At 64.7% G+C, this 16,957-nt stretch carries 15 protein-coding genes; 14 read left to right on the top strand and 1 reads right to left on the bottom strand.

Annotated elements, in window-relative coordinates; all coding sequences use genetic code 11:
* The first annotated feature begins 3 nt into the window (after window positions 1-3).
* From C2138_RS11970 to C2138_RS11950, 5 genes are read left to right on the top strand one after another with little or no spacing between them, the layout of a single operon-like run.
* Window positions 4-1,011 carry an ABC transporter permease gene (locus tag C2138_RS11970; protein ID WP_108518133.1) on the top strand — a complete coding sequence of 336 codons (1,008 nt, stop codon included), beginning with the start codon at window positions 4-6 and terminating at the stop codon, window positions 1,009-1,011.
* Window positions 1,008-1,856 (top strand): ABC transporter permease, encoded by an 849-nt coding sequence (locus C2138_RS11965; protein WP_108518131.1) that lies wholly within the window; start codon window positions 1,008-1,010, stop codon window positions 1,854-1,856. The genes C2138_RS11970 and C2138_RS11965 overlap by 4 nt, the downstream gene beginning before the upstream one ends.
* Window positions 1,853-3,502: a dipeptide ABC transporter ATP-binding protein gene (locus C2138_RS11960; RefSeq protein WP_108518130.1), complete on the top strand. Its 1,650-nt coding sequence runs from the start codon at window positions 1,853-1,855 to the stop codon at window positions 3,500-3,502. Before C2138_RS11965 ends, C2138_RS11960 begins: the two co-directional genes overlap by 4 nt.
* Window positions 3,499-4,749 carry an acyl-CoA dehydrogenase family protein gene (locus C2138_RS11955; protein WP_108518128.1) on the top strand — a complete coding sequence of 417 codons (1,251 nt, stop codon included), beginning with the start codon at window positions 3,499-3,501 and terminating at the stop codon, window positions 4,747-4,749. The genes C2138_RS11960 and C2138_RS11955 overlap by 4 nt, the downstream gene beginning before the upstream one ends.
* Complete coding sequence (locus tag C2138_RS11950) at window positions 4,746-6,182, top strand: NtaA/DmoA family FMN-dependent monooxygenase (protein WP_108518127.1); 1,437 nt, start codon at window positions 4,746-4,748, stop codon at window positions 6,180-6,182. The genes C2138_RS11955 and C2138_RS11950 overlap by 4 nt, the downstream gene beginning before the upstream one ends.
* 95 nt (window positions 6,183-6,277) lie before the next feature.
* Here C2138_RS11950 and C2138_RS11945 read toward each other — a convergent pair whose 3' ends face one another.
* On the bottom strand, window positions 6,278-7,702 hold the full coding sequence (locus C2138_RS11945) for an L-lactate permease (RefSeq protein ID WP_108518125.1): 1,425 nt from the start codon (window positions 7,700-7,702) through the stop codon (window positions 6,278-6,280).
* 112 nt (window positions 7,703-7,814) lie between these two features.
* Between C2138_RS11945 and C2138_RS11940 the strand changes: the two genes are divergently transcribed.
* The 9 genes from C2138_RS11940 (at window position 7,815) to C2138_RS11900 (ending at window position 16,903) form a co-directional block, all read left to right on the top strand.
* Complete coding sequence (locus C2138_RS11940; protein WP_108518124.1) at window positions 7,815-9,566, top strand: FAD-dependent oxidoreductase; 1,752 nt, start codon at window positions 7,815-7,817, stop codon at window positions 9,564-9,566.
* A 54-nt stretch (window positions 9,567-9,620) separates the two neighbouring features.
* Window positions 9,621-10,379 carry an IclR family transcriptional regulator gene (locus tag C2138_RS11935; RefSeq protein ID WP_146181293.1) on the top strand — a complete coding sequence of 253 codons (759 nt, stop codon included), beginning with the start codon at window positions 9,621-9,623 and terminating at the stop codon, window positions 10,377-10,379.
* A gap of 62 nt (window positions 10,380-10,441) precedes the next feature.
* On the top strand, window positions 10,442-11,209 hold the full coding sequence (locus C2138_RS11930) for an IclR family transcriptional regulator (RefSeq protein WP_108518121.1): 768 nt from the start codon (window positions 10,442-10,444) through the stop codon (window positions 11,207-11,209).
* A 107-nt stretch (window positions 11,210-11,316) separates the two neighbouring features.
* Window positions 11,317-12,369, top strand: coding sequence for a DctP family TRAP transporter solute-binding subunit (locus tag C2138_RS11925; protein WP_108518119.1), 1,053 nt, complete (start codon window positions 11,317-11,319; stop codon window positions 12,367-12,369).
* A gap of 42 nt (window positions 12,370-12,411) precedes the next feature.
* Window positions 12,412-12,942, top strand: coding sequence for a TRAP transporter small permease (locus tag C2138_RS11920; RefSeq protein WP_108518117.1), 531 nt, complete (start codon window positions 12,412-12,414; stop codon window positions 12,940-12,942).
* Between the two features lie 48 nt (window positions 12,943-12,990).
* A complete protein-coding gene (locus tag C2138_RS11915; protein ID WP_108518116.1) occupies window positions 12,991-14,256 on the top strand; it encodes a TRAP transporter large permease in 1,266 nt (421 codons plus the stop codon).
* A gap of 24 nt (window positions 14,257-14,280) precedes the next feature.
* Entirely contained in the window at window positions 14,281-15,024 is a 744-nt protein-coding gene (locus tag C2138_RS11910) for a hypothetical protein (protein ID WP_108518114.1), read from the top strand.
* Between the two features lie 2 nt (window positions 15,025-15,026).
* Window positions 15,027-16,013, top strand: a complete 987-nt coding sequence (locus C2138_RS11905; RefSeq protein ID WP_108518112.1) for a zinc-dependent alcohol dehydrogenase — start codon at window positions 15,027-15,029, stop codon at window positions 16,011-16,013.
* Window positions 16,010-16,903 (top strand): NAD-dependent epimerase/dehydratase family protein, encoded by an 894-nt coding sequence (locus C2138_RS11900; protein ID WP_158268784.1) that lies wholly within the window; start codon window positions 16,010-16,012, stop codon window positions 16,901-16,903. Before C2138_RS11905 ends, C2138_RS11900 begins: the two co-directional genes overlap by 4 nt.
* Window positions 16,904-16,957 lie beyond the last annotated feature (54 nt).

The following is a 16,957-nucleotide window of genomic DNA, read 5'->3' as shown; positions in this document are numbered from 1 at the left end:
GCCATGGACCGGCGCAGCTTCGTCATCAAACGCATCGGGCAGTCTCTCCTCGTCATCGCGCTCGCCTATACCCTCGTGTTCTTCACGCTGTTTGTGTTGCCAGGGGACCCAATCGAGTCGCGCATCACCAGCCCTCTCAACCCGCTTCCGCAGGAGGCGATCGGCCCGCTGCTGGCCTATTACAACTTCGACCGCGGGGCGATCGAGCAGTTCGTGATCGCCGTGGGCCGGCTGTTCTCTGGCGACCTGGGGTACTCGCTCGTCAATGGCAATTCGGTGGCGAGCCTGCTGCAGCAGGCGATCGGTGAGACCGTTGTGCTCTCACTCACCGCACTCGCCTTCACCGCGGTCATCGTGCTGACGGTGGCTCTCACGGCCGTGTTTGCACCCTCCCGGCACCTGAGGGCGGCGGCCCGCGCGCTTCCCGTCGTCTTTCTGTCGACCCCGAGCTTCTTGGTCGGGTTCTTGCTGCTGCAGGTGTTCGCGTTTCAGCTGGGCTGGGTGTCGTCCATTCGAGATCAGGGGTTAATCTCGTACATCCTTCCCGCCGCGACGCTCTCCATTGCCGTCAGCGGCACGATCACCCAGGTGCTGATTCAGGGTCTCTACAGGGCATCCCGAGAACCGTTTGTCATGGTGCTGCGGGCGAAGGGCGTGCCGCAGGCGTCGATCGTGGCGCGGCATATTCTGCCGAATGGTTCCATTCCCACCCTCACCCTTTTCGCTCTGACGGTCGGCGAGCTGCTCGCGGGCGCGGTTGTCGTTGAGACCGTGTTCAGCAGAACGGGCATCGGGTTTCTCACCCAGCAGGCGGTCCGCGATCAGGACACCCCGGTCATCCTCGCCGTCGTCGTGCTCATCTCCACGGTTTTCGTGGTGATCAACCTCGTCACCGACCTGCTCTATCCGGTAATCGACCCCCGGATCGGTTCTGCTCTCTTCTCTCCTGAGCACGCCCCGCGGCGCGGGCTCAGTCTCACCCGACGAAAGGTTGCGGTGATCGCGAAATGACTCGTGCATCTCTCCTCGTCTCGGCGCCGTCGCCGCTGCGTGCGGTGCTCTCCCACGCTCGCCCCGCAGATTTTGCGTCCGCAGCCTGGGTGCTTGCTCTCGTGCTGGCGGTGCTGCTGCCAGCGCTTCTGACCCCGTTTAGCCCTCTGGTTCCTGCAGGGGCGGTGCTCGACGCTCCCTCGCTGACGCATCCGTTCGGCACCGATTACCTCGGCCGAGACCTGCTCTCGCGGGTGATCTTCGGCACCTCGCGCACGCTCTTCGGTTCGGCGGTGGCGGTCACAATCGGCCTGGGAGTGGGCACGGTGCTCGGTCTGATCGCGGCGTCGTTCGGCGGCATCATCGACGCCGTGATCAGCCGCGTTGTGGATGTTCTGCTCTCGATCCCCGGGCTGCTGCTGTCCATGGTCATCGTCGTTGCGCTCGGCTTCGGCACGATCAACGCCGCAATCGCGGTGGGCGTCTCGTCGATTGCTGTGTTCACCCGTCTGATGCGCTCAGAAGTGCTCACGGTCAAGAACCTGCCGTTTGTGGAGGCCAGCCACCATCTGGGCAACACCCGGTGGGCTGTGCTGCACCGCCACATCTTTCCCAACTCGTTCACCGCTGTGCTGTCGCTGACGGCGCTGCAGTTTGGATTGTCGATCCTGTGGATTTCGGCGCTGAGCTTTTTGGGCTACGGATCACCGCCACCCCAACCCGAGTGGGGCCTGCTCGTCAGCGAGGGCCGTGAATACATCGTTTCGTCACCCTGGCTCGTCCTGCTGCCGGGTCTGGTCATCACCGTAACCGTGCTCTCGATCAGCCGGTTAGGGCACTTCGCCACAGAGAGGTTGAGCTCATGAGTACACGGAACGATGTTGTCGTAGTGAAGGACCTTCGCGTTGCCTATCGCGAGGGTCGACTGAGCGCCAGAGGCGCAGAGACGGAGGTCGTCCACGGGGTCTCGTTCGAGCTCGGCCGCGGCGAGACGCTGGCCCTGGTGGGTCAGTCGGGATCGGGAAAGAGCACGATTGCCCTCGCCGTCGCAGGGCTTCTGCCGGCGAACGGTCGCATCGCCGCTGGCACGGTTTCCGTCTCGACCGCTGGCGGGACGCTCGATGTCACGTCGCTCCGCCAGTCGTCCTGGCAGGGTCTCCGCGGCACGACGATCGGATTCGTTCCGCAAGATCCGTTGAGCTCGCTCGACCCCCTACGCCGCGTCGGGCATCAGATCGCGCAGTCGTTGCTGCTGCACAACGTGGTCCCCCGCAGCGACGTTGCCGCCGCCGTGGTCAGCCTGCTCGACCGGGTGGGGGTGCGCAATCCCCAGCAACGCGCCCGCGCGTATCCGCACGAGCTGTCGGGCGGGCAGCTGCAGCGAGTTCTCATCGCCATTGCGATCTCGGCCAACCCCAGCATCCTCATCGCCGACGAACCGACGAGTGCCCTCGACGTGACCGTGCAGCGGACTATTCTCGATCAGCTCGCCGAGCTTCAGAGTGACCTGGGACTTGGCGTGCTGTTCATAACCCACGACCTCGCCCTCGCCCAGGAGCGCAGCGACGCGATCGCTGTGCTCAACCGAGGCGAGCTCAAGGAGTACGGGTCGGCCCATCGCGTTCTCGATTCTCCGCGCGACGCCTATACGGTGGCCCTCCTCGCCAACGCCCCCGCGCTTTCGCTCAACAAGTACGACGATCGCGCGCATCGCCCGGCGCCGGATGCTCCCGCAATCATCGAGGTCGACCGGGTCACCAAGTTCTATGGCCCGCCCCAGGGTGCGCCCACTTTAGGTGCCGTATCGCTCAGCCTCGCTGAGGGCGAAATCCACGCGCTCGTCGGGGAGTCCGGTTCGGGCAAGACAACGCTTGCCCGGGTGATCGCGGGCCTCACGGGGTTCAGCTCCGGCCAGGTCAGGGTGGGGGACGCCCTGCTCACGCAGCATCCCCAACTCGTCAATCACAACGCCCGCACGGTGCAACTCGTTTATCAAAACGCGTTGGCGGCCATCGATCCGCGCTATTCGGCGGGACGCGCCATCGAGGAGCCGCTCATCATCAACGGGGTGGGCAATCGGGCCCAGCGCGCCGCAGCGGTCGGCGAGGCGCTCGATCTCGTGGCCTTGCCGAGCACTGTTCTCGACCGCAGGCCTCGCGAGCTTTCCGGCGGTCAGCGGCAGAGGGTTGCCCTCGCGCGGGCTCTCGTCTTGGCGCCTCAAGCGCTGGTGCTCGATGAGCCGACGTCGGCGCTCGACGTCACCGTGCAAGCCCAGATCATCGATCTCTTGCTCGACCTGCAAGAGAAATTGGGGCTCAGCTACCTGCTGATCTCGCACGACCTCAGCCTCGTTCGACAGGTTGCCCATCGCGTGAGTGTTCTCGAGCGCGGCACGATCGTCGAACACGGCGATGTGCGCACCATTTTTGATTCCCCCCGGCACGACTACACGGCAGAGCTCATCAACGCCATTCCCGGTCGTCGCCCCCTCGCAACGGTTGGAGCCGCATGATGCCATCACAACACAACGCCAACGCCCACGCCCAGAAGCCTGCCGACGCCGGGTTCGAGGCTGACTTCGCCGCACTTCTCGCCGACATCCGAAGCGGCGTAATCGAGCGGGACCGAGACAGGGTGCTGCCGGTCGAGCAGATTCGGGCACTCCAGGCGCTCGGATTCGGCAGCCGCAGACTGCCGAGCGAGAGCGGAGGCGCCGGCGACAGCGTTGAGCAGTTCTTTGACAAGCTCATTCGCCTCGCCGCCGCTGATTCGAATGTGGCTCACGCCTTTCGCGGGCATATCGGCTTCGTCGACGAGGTGCTGCTTGAGCCAGACTCTCCCCGTCGGCGAACGTGGCTCGACCGCGTCGCCAAGGGCGACCTGGTCGGCAACGCCCAGTCGGAGCGCCAAGCCACAACCCAGATCACGACCACGCTCACGCGGGAGGGCGACCAGCTGGCGCTCACGGGCACCAAGTACTACACGACGGGCAGCATCTTCTCCGACTGGATACAGCTTTCTGCCCTGGTGGAGGACGAGTTCGTTGATGTGATCGCGCCCGCCACACACCCCGGAGTGCTCTCCGTCGATGACTGGGACGGCTTCGGCCAGCGTCTGACCGGCAGCGGAACCACAACGTTTGTCGATGTTCCCGTATCGCCGGACGACGTGCGGCCATACACAACGGACGGGGTGCGAGAGGTATATCTCTCCGCCGTCTTTCAGCTCGTTCTGCTTGCCGTCGTCGCGGGCATCCTCCACTCTGCGCTCGACGACACGACCGCTTTCGTTCGAGCGCGCAGAAGGACCTTTGGCGTCTCGGGAGAATCGCTCCCGCGAGAGGACCCGCTGGTGCAAAGCGTGGTCGGCGAGCTCTCGTCGGCGGCGTGGGCGGCCCGCGCGCTCGTGCTGTCGACCGCGAGAGAACTCGACGCCGTGAGTCGGGCGCAGCAGAGCGGTGAGGCCGACATCGACAGCGTTCGCGCGGTGCAGTTCACCGCGTACCGGGCACAGCAGATCGTGCTGCCCCTCGCGCTGAAGGCGACCGGTGAACTGTTCGAAGTGGGGGGAGCATCCGCCGTCAGTTCCAATCTCGGGCTAGATCGCCACTGGAGGAATGTGCGCACGATTGCCTCGCACAACCCGGCCGTGCAGAGAAGGAGGGCTCTCGGCGACTTCGTTCTCAATGATCGACTGCCCGTCTGGGGAACGACTCGATCTGACGCAGAACAGCCCGTCTCGACGGGAGCAAAGCGATGAGCGCCGACCAGCCCAAGCGGCTCATCCTGAACCTGTTCGAAATGAATTGCGTCAGCCACATCACCCACGGGCTCTGGCGGCTGCCCGACAACAATCGGCACCGCTTCAACGACATCGGCTACTGGATCGAGCTGGCGAAGCTGCTCGAGGATGGCGGTTTCGACGCCGTCTTCTTGGCGGATGTCACGGGCGCCTACGACACGTTCCGTGACGGGCCAGAGACAGCGCTGAGGGAGGGGCTACAGATCCCCAGCAATGACCCGCTCATGGTGATTCCGGCGATGGCGGCCGTCACCGAGCATCTGGGCTTTGGCGTGACCTTCTCCACGAGCTACGAGCCGCCGTTCTCGTTTGCGAGGCGGCTCAGCACGCTCGACCACCTCACTAACGGCAGGGTCGGCTGGAACGTGGTCACCTCATACCTGCCCAATGCTGCCCGTAATTTTGGTCTGGCCGACGAGATCCCCCACGACGACAGATACCGCAAGGCCGACGAGTACCTCGACGTGCTCTACAAGCTCTGGGAGGGGTCATGGGATGACGACGCTGTGATCGCCGACCGGGTTGGCAACGTCTACACGCGCCCAGAAGGGGTTCGCTACATCAACCACGTCGGCGAACACTTTGCGGTCGCCGGCCCGCACCTGTGCGAGCCATCGCCGCAGCGAACGCCCGTCATCATCCAGGCCACCGCATCACCCGCCGGGGTCGCGTTCGCCGGCCGACATGCCGAAATGGTGTTCACGGGCGGGTCAACGCGAGAGCAGGTGAGCCGAGGAATCGAATCGATCAAGGATGCTGCTGAGCTCAATGGGCGGCCCCGCGATTCGATCAAGGTCGTGGTGCAGGCCGGAATCGTCGTGGGTCGCACCCTCGAGGAGGCCGAGCAGAAGCGGCTGCTGTTCGAGCAGAACGCGAGCGTCGAAGGGCGCCTGGCCCATGCAAGCCTTCCGTTCGACCCGACGGCCCACGAGCCGTCCGTCACGGTGGGGCAAGCGCTCGCCGCAGAAGGCAAATCGGAGCATCCTGCTGCGTCGTTCTTGCCGGTCGACGTGACCGTCGCCGATTTCATTCGCGATTTTGTTGCGTCGTGGGAGGACCAGTTCTTCGTGTGCGGAACACCAGAAACCGTGGCCGACAGCATCGAATCCTGGCTCGACGACGACGGAATCGACGGCATCAACCTGCGCCAATATCACTCGTTCGGCACGGCCCAGGACTTTATTGAGTTGGTCGTTCCCGAGCTTCGACGGCGCGGCCGGCTGGCGCAGCGGCGGGCTGCGGATGCCGCACCACGCACCCTGCGGGAGGTGCTTTTCGGTGGCGAGGCGCGGCTGCAAGAGCCCCACATCGCCACCCGCTACCGCGGAGGGGCGAATCTCGACTCGGCCCTGCCGCCGCTTGAGCTTGGTTCGCTCGCCCCCACTGGCTAATCCCCACTGGCTAATCCCCACTGGCTAACCCTCGCGGGCCAACGCCGGCGTACGCCCGCGGGTTACCTCGCCCGCAGCCGGGCCTGGCCAGATCACTAGGCCAACAACAGCGTTAGCGGCGCCAGTGCCAGCAGCACTAACGCGTTCGTGCCCAGCAGCCAACCCATGAGGCGCGGGATGTCGATGCGATCCCCCGCCGCCAAGCCCGCGGTCATGCCCGCCGCGAGGGCCACGCGCGACGGGGTCGTCATGGTGGAGGCGCTGGTCGCCGCGTTCTGCCCACCTAGGGCAACCGCGGGGTCGACGCCGATAAACGAACTTGCTCCCGCGGTTCCGGTGGCGAACATGGCGGCTGCGCCGGTGCCACTCCCTGTCGTGTAGCCCCCGATAAATCCGATCAAGGGCACGAGTAGCAAGAAGCCGCGGCCCAGCTCGGCGGCTCCTTCCGACAGCGTCTCGGTCATCCCGGTCGCAGTGAGAAGCCCGCCGAACGCGATGAACAGGACGGTCGTGGTGGCGACGGGAAGCCATCGCCGCAGACCCTTTGCCACTATCGATGTCAACTGCGTCCCCGTGAGCCGAAAAATCAGGGGCGCAATCACCGCTGTGATCATGAGCCAGAGCGCGGGACTCGTGGCGACGTCCTCCGCGGGGCCGAGGTCCACGAGGGAGGCGAGCGCGGTTGCTCCGAGCATAGATACGACGAGGATGCCGTACGGCGCCAATGCCCTCCGGGTCATGGGTTCGAGCACGGGGATGCTGCCCTCCCGGATGCGTGACAGCACCAGCACGGTCGCGATGCCGGCGAGCGACGCGAGGATGCCGGCGAGCGGAGGGCTCACCAAGTTACCTGCGACCAGCACGATCCACACGACTGCGATCGTGAGGGCCAGCTCGGGCAGCATGGCTCTGGCCTCTCGGCGGCCGAGTCCGAGGAGCAGCATCGCCGTTCCCATGATGACGAGACCCGGCAGGCTGAGGATCGCTGTCCACGTCGTGATGGCGATGTAGTCGACGCCAGTACTCTCGGACAGCAGAAGGTTGCCTGGCCCGAGCGACCCCCACGCCGAGATAACGAGGCCGAAGAGCGCGACGCCGGCGGCCCGCGTTGCGCTGAGACCGATTCGCAGCAGCAGAGGCACGCAGATGATAATGCCCAGCCCCCAGCCGATGATGGACTCCGCGAGGGGCGATACCCCGAGGCCAATAAGGATCACGGCCCGCCCCTTGCTCCCGGCAGCACGTTCGACCCAGGAACCGATCGCATCCTGTGCCCCGGATGCCGTGAGGCTTTCGGCGAGCATGATGCCGCCCAGGATGATGAAGAGTACGGCGATGGAGACGTGGATCAGGGAGTCGAGTGTGTTGTGCGCAGCATCCGCGTCGATCGGGAACCGGAACGACAGCGCCAGGGTAATCGCGATGACCACGAGGATCGACGGAATGGGCGGCATGCGGAAGGCGAGGAGGGTCGCGATCAGCACGAGCGGCGCTGCCGCGAGGAGGAGGTCGAGGGTCACAAAGCGCCTGTCATTGTCGTCAGCACGTGAAGGTCAAGCTTATGCGTAATCACATTTTTGGAATAGTGTTCTAAAAACGTCCTAGTCTCGCCATTCCTACAGAAATCATCAGATGCTGACCCCTCCTGCGCACCGCCTGTCCGATCTGTCCGTCGCCGAGGTCGATGTCATCGTCGTGGGCACTGGTGCTGGCGGCCTCGCGTCGGCGCTGTTCGCCGCAGCAGAAGGGGCCAGGGTTCTTCTCGTCGAGCGAACGGAACTCATCGGGGGGACTACGGCGTACACGGCTGGCACCCTCTGGATCCCGGGCACGCATCTCGCGATGGAGGGTGGAGCCCCGAGTGGCGATCTGGAGAGCGCCGAACGATACCTTGACCTGGCAGTGGGGGATCGCTCGGACCGTTCGTTGCGCTCGGCATTTCTCCATACCGGGCCAGAAGCGATCCGCGCCCTCGCAAGGGAGCGCGGTATGAAGCTTCGCGTTCGGCCGCAGCATCCCGACTACATGGCAGAACTGCCCGATTCAGCAGCGGGCTGGCGCCCTATCGAGGCATGCACCGTGAACGGCGCTCACGTGCCTGGCCTAAATCGAGTGCGCCAACAGACACCGGAATTCACGGTCTTCGGCGGCCTGCAGCTTGAGTCGCAAGACATCGCAGCGTTTAGCAGGGTGGCCCGCGCTCCGCTGAATCCCGCCAACTGGGGTCACGTCCTGCGCGCGGCGTTCATCTTCGCCAAGCATGCGGTGTCGAGGCCGTTCCATGCGCGCGCAACCCGGATGACGATGGGGAATGCGCTCATCGGTCGCCTCCTCATCGCCCTCAACAACAGGGGGGTCCCGATCCTCCTGGGGACCTCGGTCGACCGCATCGTCATGGAGGACGGCAGGGTCAGCGGCGTTGAGCTAGTGCAGGGGTCCGAGCGCCGCACTGTTCGCGCGCGCGCCCTGATCTCGGCCACTGGTGGCTTTAACCGCAGCCCCCGGCGCCGGCAGTCCCTGCTGCCGGATTCCCCGATGCAGCACAGCCCCATCGCTCCGGGGTCGACGGGTCAGCTTCATGACCTAATCGAGGAACTCGGGGGGCACTATGGCGAAGTTGCCGATTCTCCAGCGTTCTGGGCCCCCGTGTCTCTCGTGCCGCGGCCCGATGGCTCCGAGGGCGTTTACCCACATTTCGCGCTCGACCGGGCGAAGCCGGGTTTCGTCGTCGTCGATCAAGACGGAAAGCGCTATCTGAATGAGTCGCTGTCTTACCACCGCTTTGGCCTCGCGATGCAGCAGCATCAGAATGGCAGGGGTGTTCCGAGCTTCCTGATCACGGATGCCGCATCACTCAAGCGCTTCGGAATCGGTGCGGTGCGGCCCGGGGGTTGGGGTCGGCGCAAGCGACTCCGCGACGGTTATCTGGTGCAAGCTTCGTCGATCGAGGACCTCGCCCCAATGCTCGGCATCGCCCCCGAGACACTTCGATCGACGATCGATACGTTCAACGGGTACGCCGACGCTGGGATTGATCCAGATTTGGGGCGCGGCACCACTAGATATGAGCGAGCGCTCGGCGACCCCGAGTATGCGGGGGCCAACCCGACACTGGGGCCGCTTCGCAAGGGGCCGTTCTTCGCCATCCGCCTCTATCCCGGCGATATTGGTGCCGCGCAAGGATTTGTCACGGATGTCAACTCGCGCATTCTTCGAAGCGATGGGAGCGCCGTCGTCGGTCTCTACGCGGTGGGCAACGACATGCAGTCGGTGATGGGTGACCGATACCCAGGGCCGGGCATCACGTTGGGGCCAGCGGTCGTCTTCGGGTACATTGCCGCGAGGCACGCTCGGAAGGAGTGGAGTTCGGCACAGCAGCGCTAGGCTCCTGCCTGTCACGCCATCAGGCATGGCGTCCTTCTCCGAGAGGCGAGTACCGTGACTTCAGTGCTTCCGCGCACGATGGGGGTGCTCTCGCTGCTCGTAGGCAGGGCTGACGGGTTGACCCTAGGAGAGATCGCGGCCAAGCTCGACATCCCGAAGAGCGCGGCCCATCGCACACTTGCCGACCTCATCGACCTCGGGCTCGTAGCACAGGAGCGGCTGCAGGGGAGATATCACCTCGGGCTGCGGTTTATTTCGCTCGCCCTCACACAGCTCGAGAACATCCCGCCGGCAGCCGTCGCCGGTCCAGTCCTAGATCGCCTCGCAAAAGCTACGGGGGAACTCGCCCGTTTCGGGCTGCCGGACGGGGACCGCATCGTTTGGGTAGCCAAGCGTCAGGGCTCACACGGTGGCCTGCGCTTTGACTCCGACTCCGGTGGCGCCGCGAAGCTCATCCGCACCTCCACCGGGCTCGCCTGGTTGTCCACCATGCCGGAGGGTCGCGCGAGAGCGCTGATCGAATCCGAGGGGTTCGACGATCTGGAGAATTACGGGCCCGAAGGGCCGTCCACGCTCGAGGAGGCCCTCGCTGGGGTCTCTGTGGTGCGGGAGTCCGGTTTCAGCTTTACCGATTCCACTTGGGAGCTGGGCATTGCGGCGCTTGCGGTGCCCGTGGGACACCCGGCACTGGGGGTGCTCGTCGTGGCAGGGCCGAGCGTGCGCCTCCCGCGAGAGAGAGCATTGGAACTCGTGCCCGTCGTTCGAGCGGCGGCCGAAGAGCTTGAACGCGCGGTTGTCGCGTGGTCCAACTAGCAGGGCGGAATGGCGTTCCAAAACTGTTAGGCTCTGGCCAATCGGACGAAAGGGCGAGCACGATGAGTACAGCCGTACCCAGGGCGTTTTCTGTACTGGAGCTTCTCGTGACCAGCCCCTCCGGTCTCCCGCTCGGTAAGATTGCGGAGGAACTAGCGATACCGCCGAGCGCAACGCATCGCATCGTCACCGAGTTGGTTGATCTCGGGTATCTTCGCTCGGACTCCGAGGGCAACTACGCGCTTGGCCTACAGCTCGTCTCGCAGGCGCTGCGTCACCTCGCGAGCATTCCGCTCGTGGAGCTTGCCAGGCCCACGCTCGACCAGCTCGCCGAACTCTCGGGCGAACTGGTGAGGCTCAGCATCCCCGACGGCGACCACCTTGTCTGGGTCGCAAAGTCGCAGGGCGCCCGCGGCGGGCTGCGCTACGACCCCGACGCCGGTCGCGAGGCGCGGTTTGCGCGCACCTCGAGCGGGCTCGCTTGGCTCTCTGCCCTGCCGGAAGATCAAGCGATCGCCCGACTACAGGCGCAGGGTTTCGAAAGAGACGACGATTCCAGATCGTCGGGCCCGCGTGATCTCGATGAGGCATTGGCCGCAGTGCGCGAAGCCCGCGAACGGGGTTTCGCCTTCACGGACTCAACTCATGAGCTTGGTATCGCGGCGGTCGCAGTGCCCGTCTCGCGCGCCGATGGCACTCCAGCAGCGGTACTGAGCATTGCGGGACCTAGTGTGCGACTCACCAGGGAGCGCGCCCTTGAGCTTGTGCCCCACCTCTTCCGCGGTCGTGAGGACCTCGCGGTACTGGCGGATTCCACCCTGCACGCCTGAGAGCTCCGCCAACTTTGGAACAGCTTTCCAAATGGCGTCGAGATGCACTAGGGTTCATTTCGGAACACCTTTCCAAAAAGCCAATTGTGTCTCACAGGAGGACAAAGATGTCTATGTTCACGCGCCGCACCGCTGCCATTATCGGCTCGGCCGCGGCACTCACCCTGGTGTTGGGAGGCTGCTCCGCGAGTGGTGACTCCGGTTCAGCAGAGGGCAAGGCCACTGAGGTGGTCTTCGGCAACAGCTTCGCCGCGAACCACCCCCACAACAGCTGCGGCGTCGACGTCGTCGCCGAGAAGGTCAACGACGCCAAGGTCGGCCTTGAGATCGTGAACTACCCCGAGAGCATCCTCGGCGGCGACCAGGAGCGCTTCCGCTCCGTGCAGACCGGCGACGTGCAGATGAACCTCGACTCGCCGTCAAACATCAGCGCATTCTCCGAGCCAATCGGCCTGCTCGACCGCGCCTTCGTGCTCGACGGACCCGAGCAACTCGCGAACTTCATCAAGACGGATGCTTACAAGGAGCTCACCGACAAGGTGCTCGAAGACGCAGACGTGCGCGTCATCGGCGCCTGGTACTTCGGCATGCGGGTGTTCACTTCGAACAAGCCGATCACCGAGCCCGATGATCTCAAGGGCCTCAAGACCCGGTTCCCCAACAAGCCCGAGTACCTCGAGTCGGCCTACGCGCTCGGCGCGAACCCCGTCGGTGTCTCCTTCGATGAGCTCTACCTCGCCCTGCAGCAGGGCACGGCTGACTCGCAGGAGAATCCCGTGTCGGCGATCGCGAGCACCAACGTGCAGGAGGTGCAGGACTACATTTCGCTTTCCGGGCACCAGACGAGCGTTGAGTTCGTCGTCGTCTCCGAGAGCTTCTGGAAGGGCCTCACCGACGAGCAGCGCGAGACGATCCAGACTGCGGTCGACGAGGCAGCCGTCACGGCCGGCGAGTGCATCTCCGACGAGGAGTCCACGATCCTGCAGGAGTGGGCGGATGAGGGCGTCATCGAGGTCGTGCAGGATGTCGACCGCGACGCCTTCCGCGACCACGCCGAGACGTACTGGGACGAGAACCTCACGGGCGTGCAGCGCGAGTACTACGACCTGATCAAGGGCGAGGACCTTGGTGAGGGCTGGACCGCCCCCGTCATCAAGTAATCCACGACAGTTCTCAGTAGTTCAGTCATCAAAGGAGACGACATGTCGACCATCACCCAGCCGTCAGCGCTTGAGCGCATTCAGGCGGTTATCTCGAAAGCGGAGATGGGCCTAGGCATCCTCATGATGGTCGGCGTCGGGGTGGGGGTAACGCTGCAGGTCCTGCAGCGTTACCTCAGCCTCACGGGCGTCGGCTGGTCTGGCGAGCTCGCCATGATGTCGCTCGTCGTGCTCTCCCTGCTCACGGCCGGCTATCTCGCGGCGCGGGATGAGCACATCACACTTGAGTTCATCGACGGCGTCCTCACCAAAAAGGGCATCGCGATCGTGTGGCTCATCTCGCGGGTACTCGTCATCGTGATCTCGCTCGCCTTCGCGTGGGCGGGGCTCATGCTCGTCAATTCGGGTGTCACGGGCAACATGGCCAGCGTCGCTGTTCCCAAAGCCCCGTTCTTCGCCGCTGCGGCGCTGGGCTTTATTCTCGTTGCCTTCGACCTCGTGCTCGACCTCGTGATCAAACGGGGCCGCATGCCGCAGAGGTCCCTCACCCACGAGGTACAAGCGATCTCCTGATCGCCTCCTGCTCTCCGACCCCGCATTCTTATCTAGTTGGGCTAATCAATGGAACTCCCCGTCCTCATCGCGAGCATGTTCGTCCTGCTCGCCCTGCGGGTGCCGATCGCATTTGCGATTCTTGGCCCGTCCATGCTCTACCTCTCGCTCAATGGCTTCGCGCCTGACCTCTCGTTCCGCCTCGCAATTGAGGGCATCGAGAGCTGGCCCCTCCTTGCCGTTCCCCTCTTTGTGCTCGTCGGCGCCGCCGCCAACCACTCGGGGATCGCGGAGCGACTGTTTGACCTCGTGCTCGACATGATGGGCAAGGTTCGAGGCGCGCTCGGCTATGTGAACGTCACCGCGAGCCTCGGGTTTTCGTGGATGAGCGGTGCTTCGCTGGCGGATGTCGCGGGGCTCGGCTCTGTCGAGGTGAAGCAGATGCAGAAGCGCGGCTACTCCGACATGTTCTCGGCGGGAGTTACCACCGCGTCGTCGCTCATCGGCCCCATTATGCCGCCGAGCATTCCCGCAATCGTTTACGCGTCAATCGCCGGAGTGTCGACGGGAGCAATGTTCCTCGCGGGCATCGTGCCCGCACTCGTGATGTTCCTCATCCTCTGCCTCACGGTCTTTCTCTTTACGTTCCGCCGACCCGACCTCGCGGGGGAGCCCTTCAATGCGAAGCGCCTGTGGCGTTCGGCGAAGCGCGCGGTGCTCCCGATGATCGTGCCCGTCATCATCATCGGCGGCATCCTCACGGGCGCCTTTACCCCCACGGAGGCGGCCTGCGTTGCCGCGATCTTCATCCTCGTGGTCTCGCTCTTCATCGTGGAGGGCAGCAAGCGCAGCTTCTTCTACAAGGTGTTCCGCGACACGGTGCTGACGACCGCGTCAATCATGATCATCCTCGGTGCGTCAAACATCCTCGGCTGGATCCTTTCCCGCGAGAGGGTGCCGTTCTTCATGGCGCAGTGGATTGGCGGCCTCACGGACTCGCCCGTCGTGTTCCTGCTGCTCAGCGCGCTTCTCCTGCTAATCATCGGCTGCTTCATGGAGTCGCTGTCGGCGCTCGTCATCACGGTGCCGGTGCTACTGCCGATCGCCATCCAGTTTGGCGTCGACCCGGTGCACTTCGGCCTCGTCGCCATCCTGTCGCTCATGATCGGCCTGTTGACCCCGCCGTTCGGGGCCGCGGTATTCGTGATCAGTGGCGCAACGGGAATCCCGATCTGGACGGCCTTCAAGGGCTCCCTCATGTTCGTGCCGAGCCTGCTGATCATGCTTATGCTGCTGATTTTCGTGCCCGAGCTAGCCCTCTTCCTTGTCAACTGACACCCCTGATTTCACGGAGTAATCATGATCAACGGCAATGCAGTCCTCTCTATCTGGCACGACATCGAGGCCACCGGCCAGACCGCCTACGTGGAGTGGCACGTCCTGGAGCACATGCCGGAGCGCGCATCGATTCCCGGCTTTGTGCGGGGTCGCCGGGGTGTCGCCCTCGACCCGCACCAGTCGCCCAAGTACGTCACCCTCTATGAGGCGAGCGACGTGGAGGTGTTCCGCTCCGACGCCTACCTCGAGAGGCTTGACAACCCCACCGCCTGGACGCAGAAAATCCAGCCGTCGTTTCAGAACTTCGTGCGCTTCGCCAATGAGATCGAGGTTCAGCGCGGCTTCGGCGACGCTGCCTACGTGACCACCGCCCGAATTGAAATCGACGCCAGCTCGACCGTGCGGTTCGACGACGTGCGCCGACAGCTTGACGAGGTGCTTGCCGCGGTCGAAGAGCTGCCGCTCGTCGCATCCGTCGCCCTCGCCCGTTCGCGCGACGACATCACCGACTACGTCACCAACGAGGCCGAGCTGCGCCCTGTGAACCCGCAGCTCGACGGCATTCGTCACGTTGCGGTGATTTCGGTAGACACGGCGACCGCCGAAGCGGCCGGTGCCGTGCGGCAGCTGATCACCGCGGCCGACTTTGGTGACGCACGGGTCGGGCACTGCTCAACCTTCGTTATCGACTATGTCGTCGACGCCGACCAGGTCGACCGAGCCCCGTTCACCGGCACTGCGCTCGACCGGCGCGGCAGGGTCTGATCATGAAGGCCATCGCGCTCACGGCGACCGAGCGGGCCGGGGTGATCGACGTCGATTCCGAGGTCGCCGCCGGTGACGGCGAGGTTGTGATTCGGATGCGCGGGCTCGGCCTGTGCGGCTCCGACCTGAGCCGTTTTTTGGGTCACCGGGCCGTGCCCCAGCACCCCTGGGTGATCGGGCACGAGGGCTTCGGCACGATCATCGCGGTCGGTGACAACGTCGACCCGTCTCGGGTTGGCGAAACTGTTGTGGTCGAGCCGATCATCGGCTGCGGTCATTGCCGCCAGTGCACCCGCGGCTCTTCTTCCCTCTGTGGGGAGCGCCGGGTGCTCGGCATGACGGAGGCGGGTATTGGCGCGGAGCTTGTGGCGTTGCCCAGCAGTCACGTCCATGTAGTTCCGGTGGACTGGTCGCCCAGCATTATGGGCTGCGTGGAACCTCTTGCCGTCGCAGTCAAAGCTGTTGAGATGGCCCGCGTTGCCGACGACGCCGATGTGCTGATCGTGGGAGGTGGCGCGCAAGGCATCTTCATCGCGATGATCCTCCAGGGACGCGGCATTCGGGTGACCGTCGCGGAAATTAGCACCGAGAAGGCGAGTTTCGTGGCGTCCCTGGGCATTCCTCTCGCGAGTGAGGGAGGCGCCCACGACTGGGTATTCGAAGCATCGGGCTCCGCAGGAGGGTGGCGCCGGGCGCTGGGCTCTGTTGCTCCGGGGGGAGCCATTGTGCTCGTCGGCATGGGCGCAGCGCCAATCGAATTCACCAGTGAAGACCTCGTGCTGCGACAGGTGCGCATACTCACGAGCTATGTGTACGACCACCCGGGCGGCTTTCACAGCGCGATCGAAGCGATTACCTCGGGTGCAGTGGATCCCACGCGGGTAGTCTCGGCCGTCATCGACGCGGAGGATGTGCAGGCTGGTTATCGGCACGCCCTGGAGTCCGCAGGCAAGGTCGTCCTCTCGTTCGAGAACTGGGGCACCGCGTGACGCCGCGCACCGTCGCTGTGACGGGCGGCAACGGATTCATCGGTGCTTGGGTTCTCAAGAACATCCTCGATCGCGGCCATCGACCGGTGGTCCTTGACCTGACCCCACCAGGGCCATTCGTGCTCGAGCTGCTCGGCACGCAAGCTGAGGAACTCGAGTGGGTCACGGGCGATATTCGCGACGGGGACGAAGTTTCTGCTGTGATTGGTCGCGCGGACGCCGTCGTGCACCTCGCGGGGGTGCTCACTCCGTTCTGCCGGGCCAACCCCATCGAGGGTGTAAAAATCAACGTGATCGGCTCAACTAACGTCTTCGGGGCAGCGGTGGCCGCGGGAATTCAGGGTGTTTCCTATGCGAGCAGTGCCGCCGTTTACTCGGGGGAAGGGCTCGATCTGGCGCCCACCTCGCTCTATGGCGCGACTAAGCTGTCGGCCGAGCTATTGGCAACCGCCTTCGCGCACGAATTCGGTCTCGACTCCATGGGCCTCCGCCCGTTCGTCGTGTATGGGCCCGGCCGAGAGGCAGGGGCCAGCGCTGGTGTCTCGCTCGCCTGTCGCGCTGCGGCTCACGGTGAGGAGTACGAGATCGCGTTCGGGGGGATGACCGACGCGGTCCATGTCGTGGATGTCGCCGACGCCTTCGTCGTCAGCGCGCTCAAGCCTCTCGCCGGCGCGCACTCGTGCAGCGTCTCTGGTGCACTGGTTTCAGTCGGCGAAATCGCGAGCACGATCGGCGACCTCGTTCCAGGGGCTCGCATCTCCGTCGGGGGAGAAGACCTGGGCATACACCCCGACATCTCGGAGTTCGACCTGCGCACAAGGCGCACCGACTTCGTTCATACAGACCTGCGCGACGGGCTCGCCCACACGATCAACGCGTACAGCGCTTAAGAACCCGCTCCTGGTCCAAGCACGCCCACGACCGGTCCTCGCCGGTGGCCGCCA

This window comes from Salinibacterium hongtaonis (assembly GCF_003065485.1).
GTDB classification, from domain to species: domain Bacteria; phylum Actinomycetota; class Actinomycetes; order Actinomycetales; family Microbacteriaceae; genus Homoserinimonas; species Homoserinimonas hongtaonis.
Note: the sequence above shows the minus strand (reverse complement) of the source record. Positions and strands in the feature narration are given on the sequence as shown.

Coding starts and splice junctions, on each gene's coding strand:
- C2138_RS11970 (WP_108518133.1), top strand. CDS start 4: ATGGACCGGCGCAGCTTCGTCATCAAACGCATCGGGCAGTCTCTCCTC.
- C2138_RS11965 (WP_108518131.1), top strand. CDS start 1,008: ATGACTCGTGCATCTCTCCTCGTCTCGGCGCCGTCGCCGCTGCGTGCG.
- C2138_RS11960 (WP_108518130.1), top strand. CDS start 1,853: ATGAGTACACGGAACGATGTTGTCGTAGTGAAGGACCTTCGCGTTGCC.
- C2138_RS11955 (WP_108518128.1), top strand. CDS start 3,499: ATGATGCCATCACAACACAACGCCAACGCCCACGCCCAGAAGCCTGCC.
- C2138_RS11950 (WP_108518127.1), top strand. CDS start 4,746: ATGAGCGCCGACCAGCCCAAGCGGCTCATCCTGAACCTGTTCGAAATG.
- C2138_RS11940 (WP_108518124.1), top strand. CDS start 7,815: ATGCTGACCCCTCCTGCGCACCGCCTGTCCGATCTGTCCGTCGCCGAG.
- C2138_RS11930 (WP_108518121.1), top strand. CDS start 10,442: ATGAGTACAGCCGTACCCAGGGCGTTTTCTGTACTGGAGCTTCTCGTG.
- C2138_RS11925 (WP_108518119.1), top strand. CDS start 11,317: ATGTCTATGTTCACGCGCCGCACCGCTGCCATTATCGGCTCGGCCGCG.
- C2138_RS11920 (WP_108518117.1), top strand. CDS start 12,412: ATGTCGACCATCACCCAGCCGTCAGCGCTTGAGCGCATTCAGGCGGTT.
- C2138_RS11915 (WP_108518116.1), top strand. CDS start 12,991: ATGGAACTCCCCGTCCTCATCGCGAGCATGTTCGTCCTGCTCGCCCTG.
- C2138_RS11910 (WP_108518114.1), top strand. CDS start 14,281: ATGATCAACGGCAATGCAGTCCTCTCTATCTGGCACGACATCGAGGCC.
- C2138_RS11905 (WP_108518112.1), top strand. CDS start 15,027: ATGAAGGCCATCGCGCTCACGGCGACCGAGCGGGCCGGGGTGATCGAC.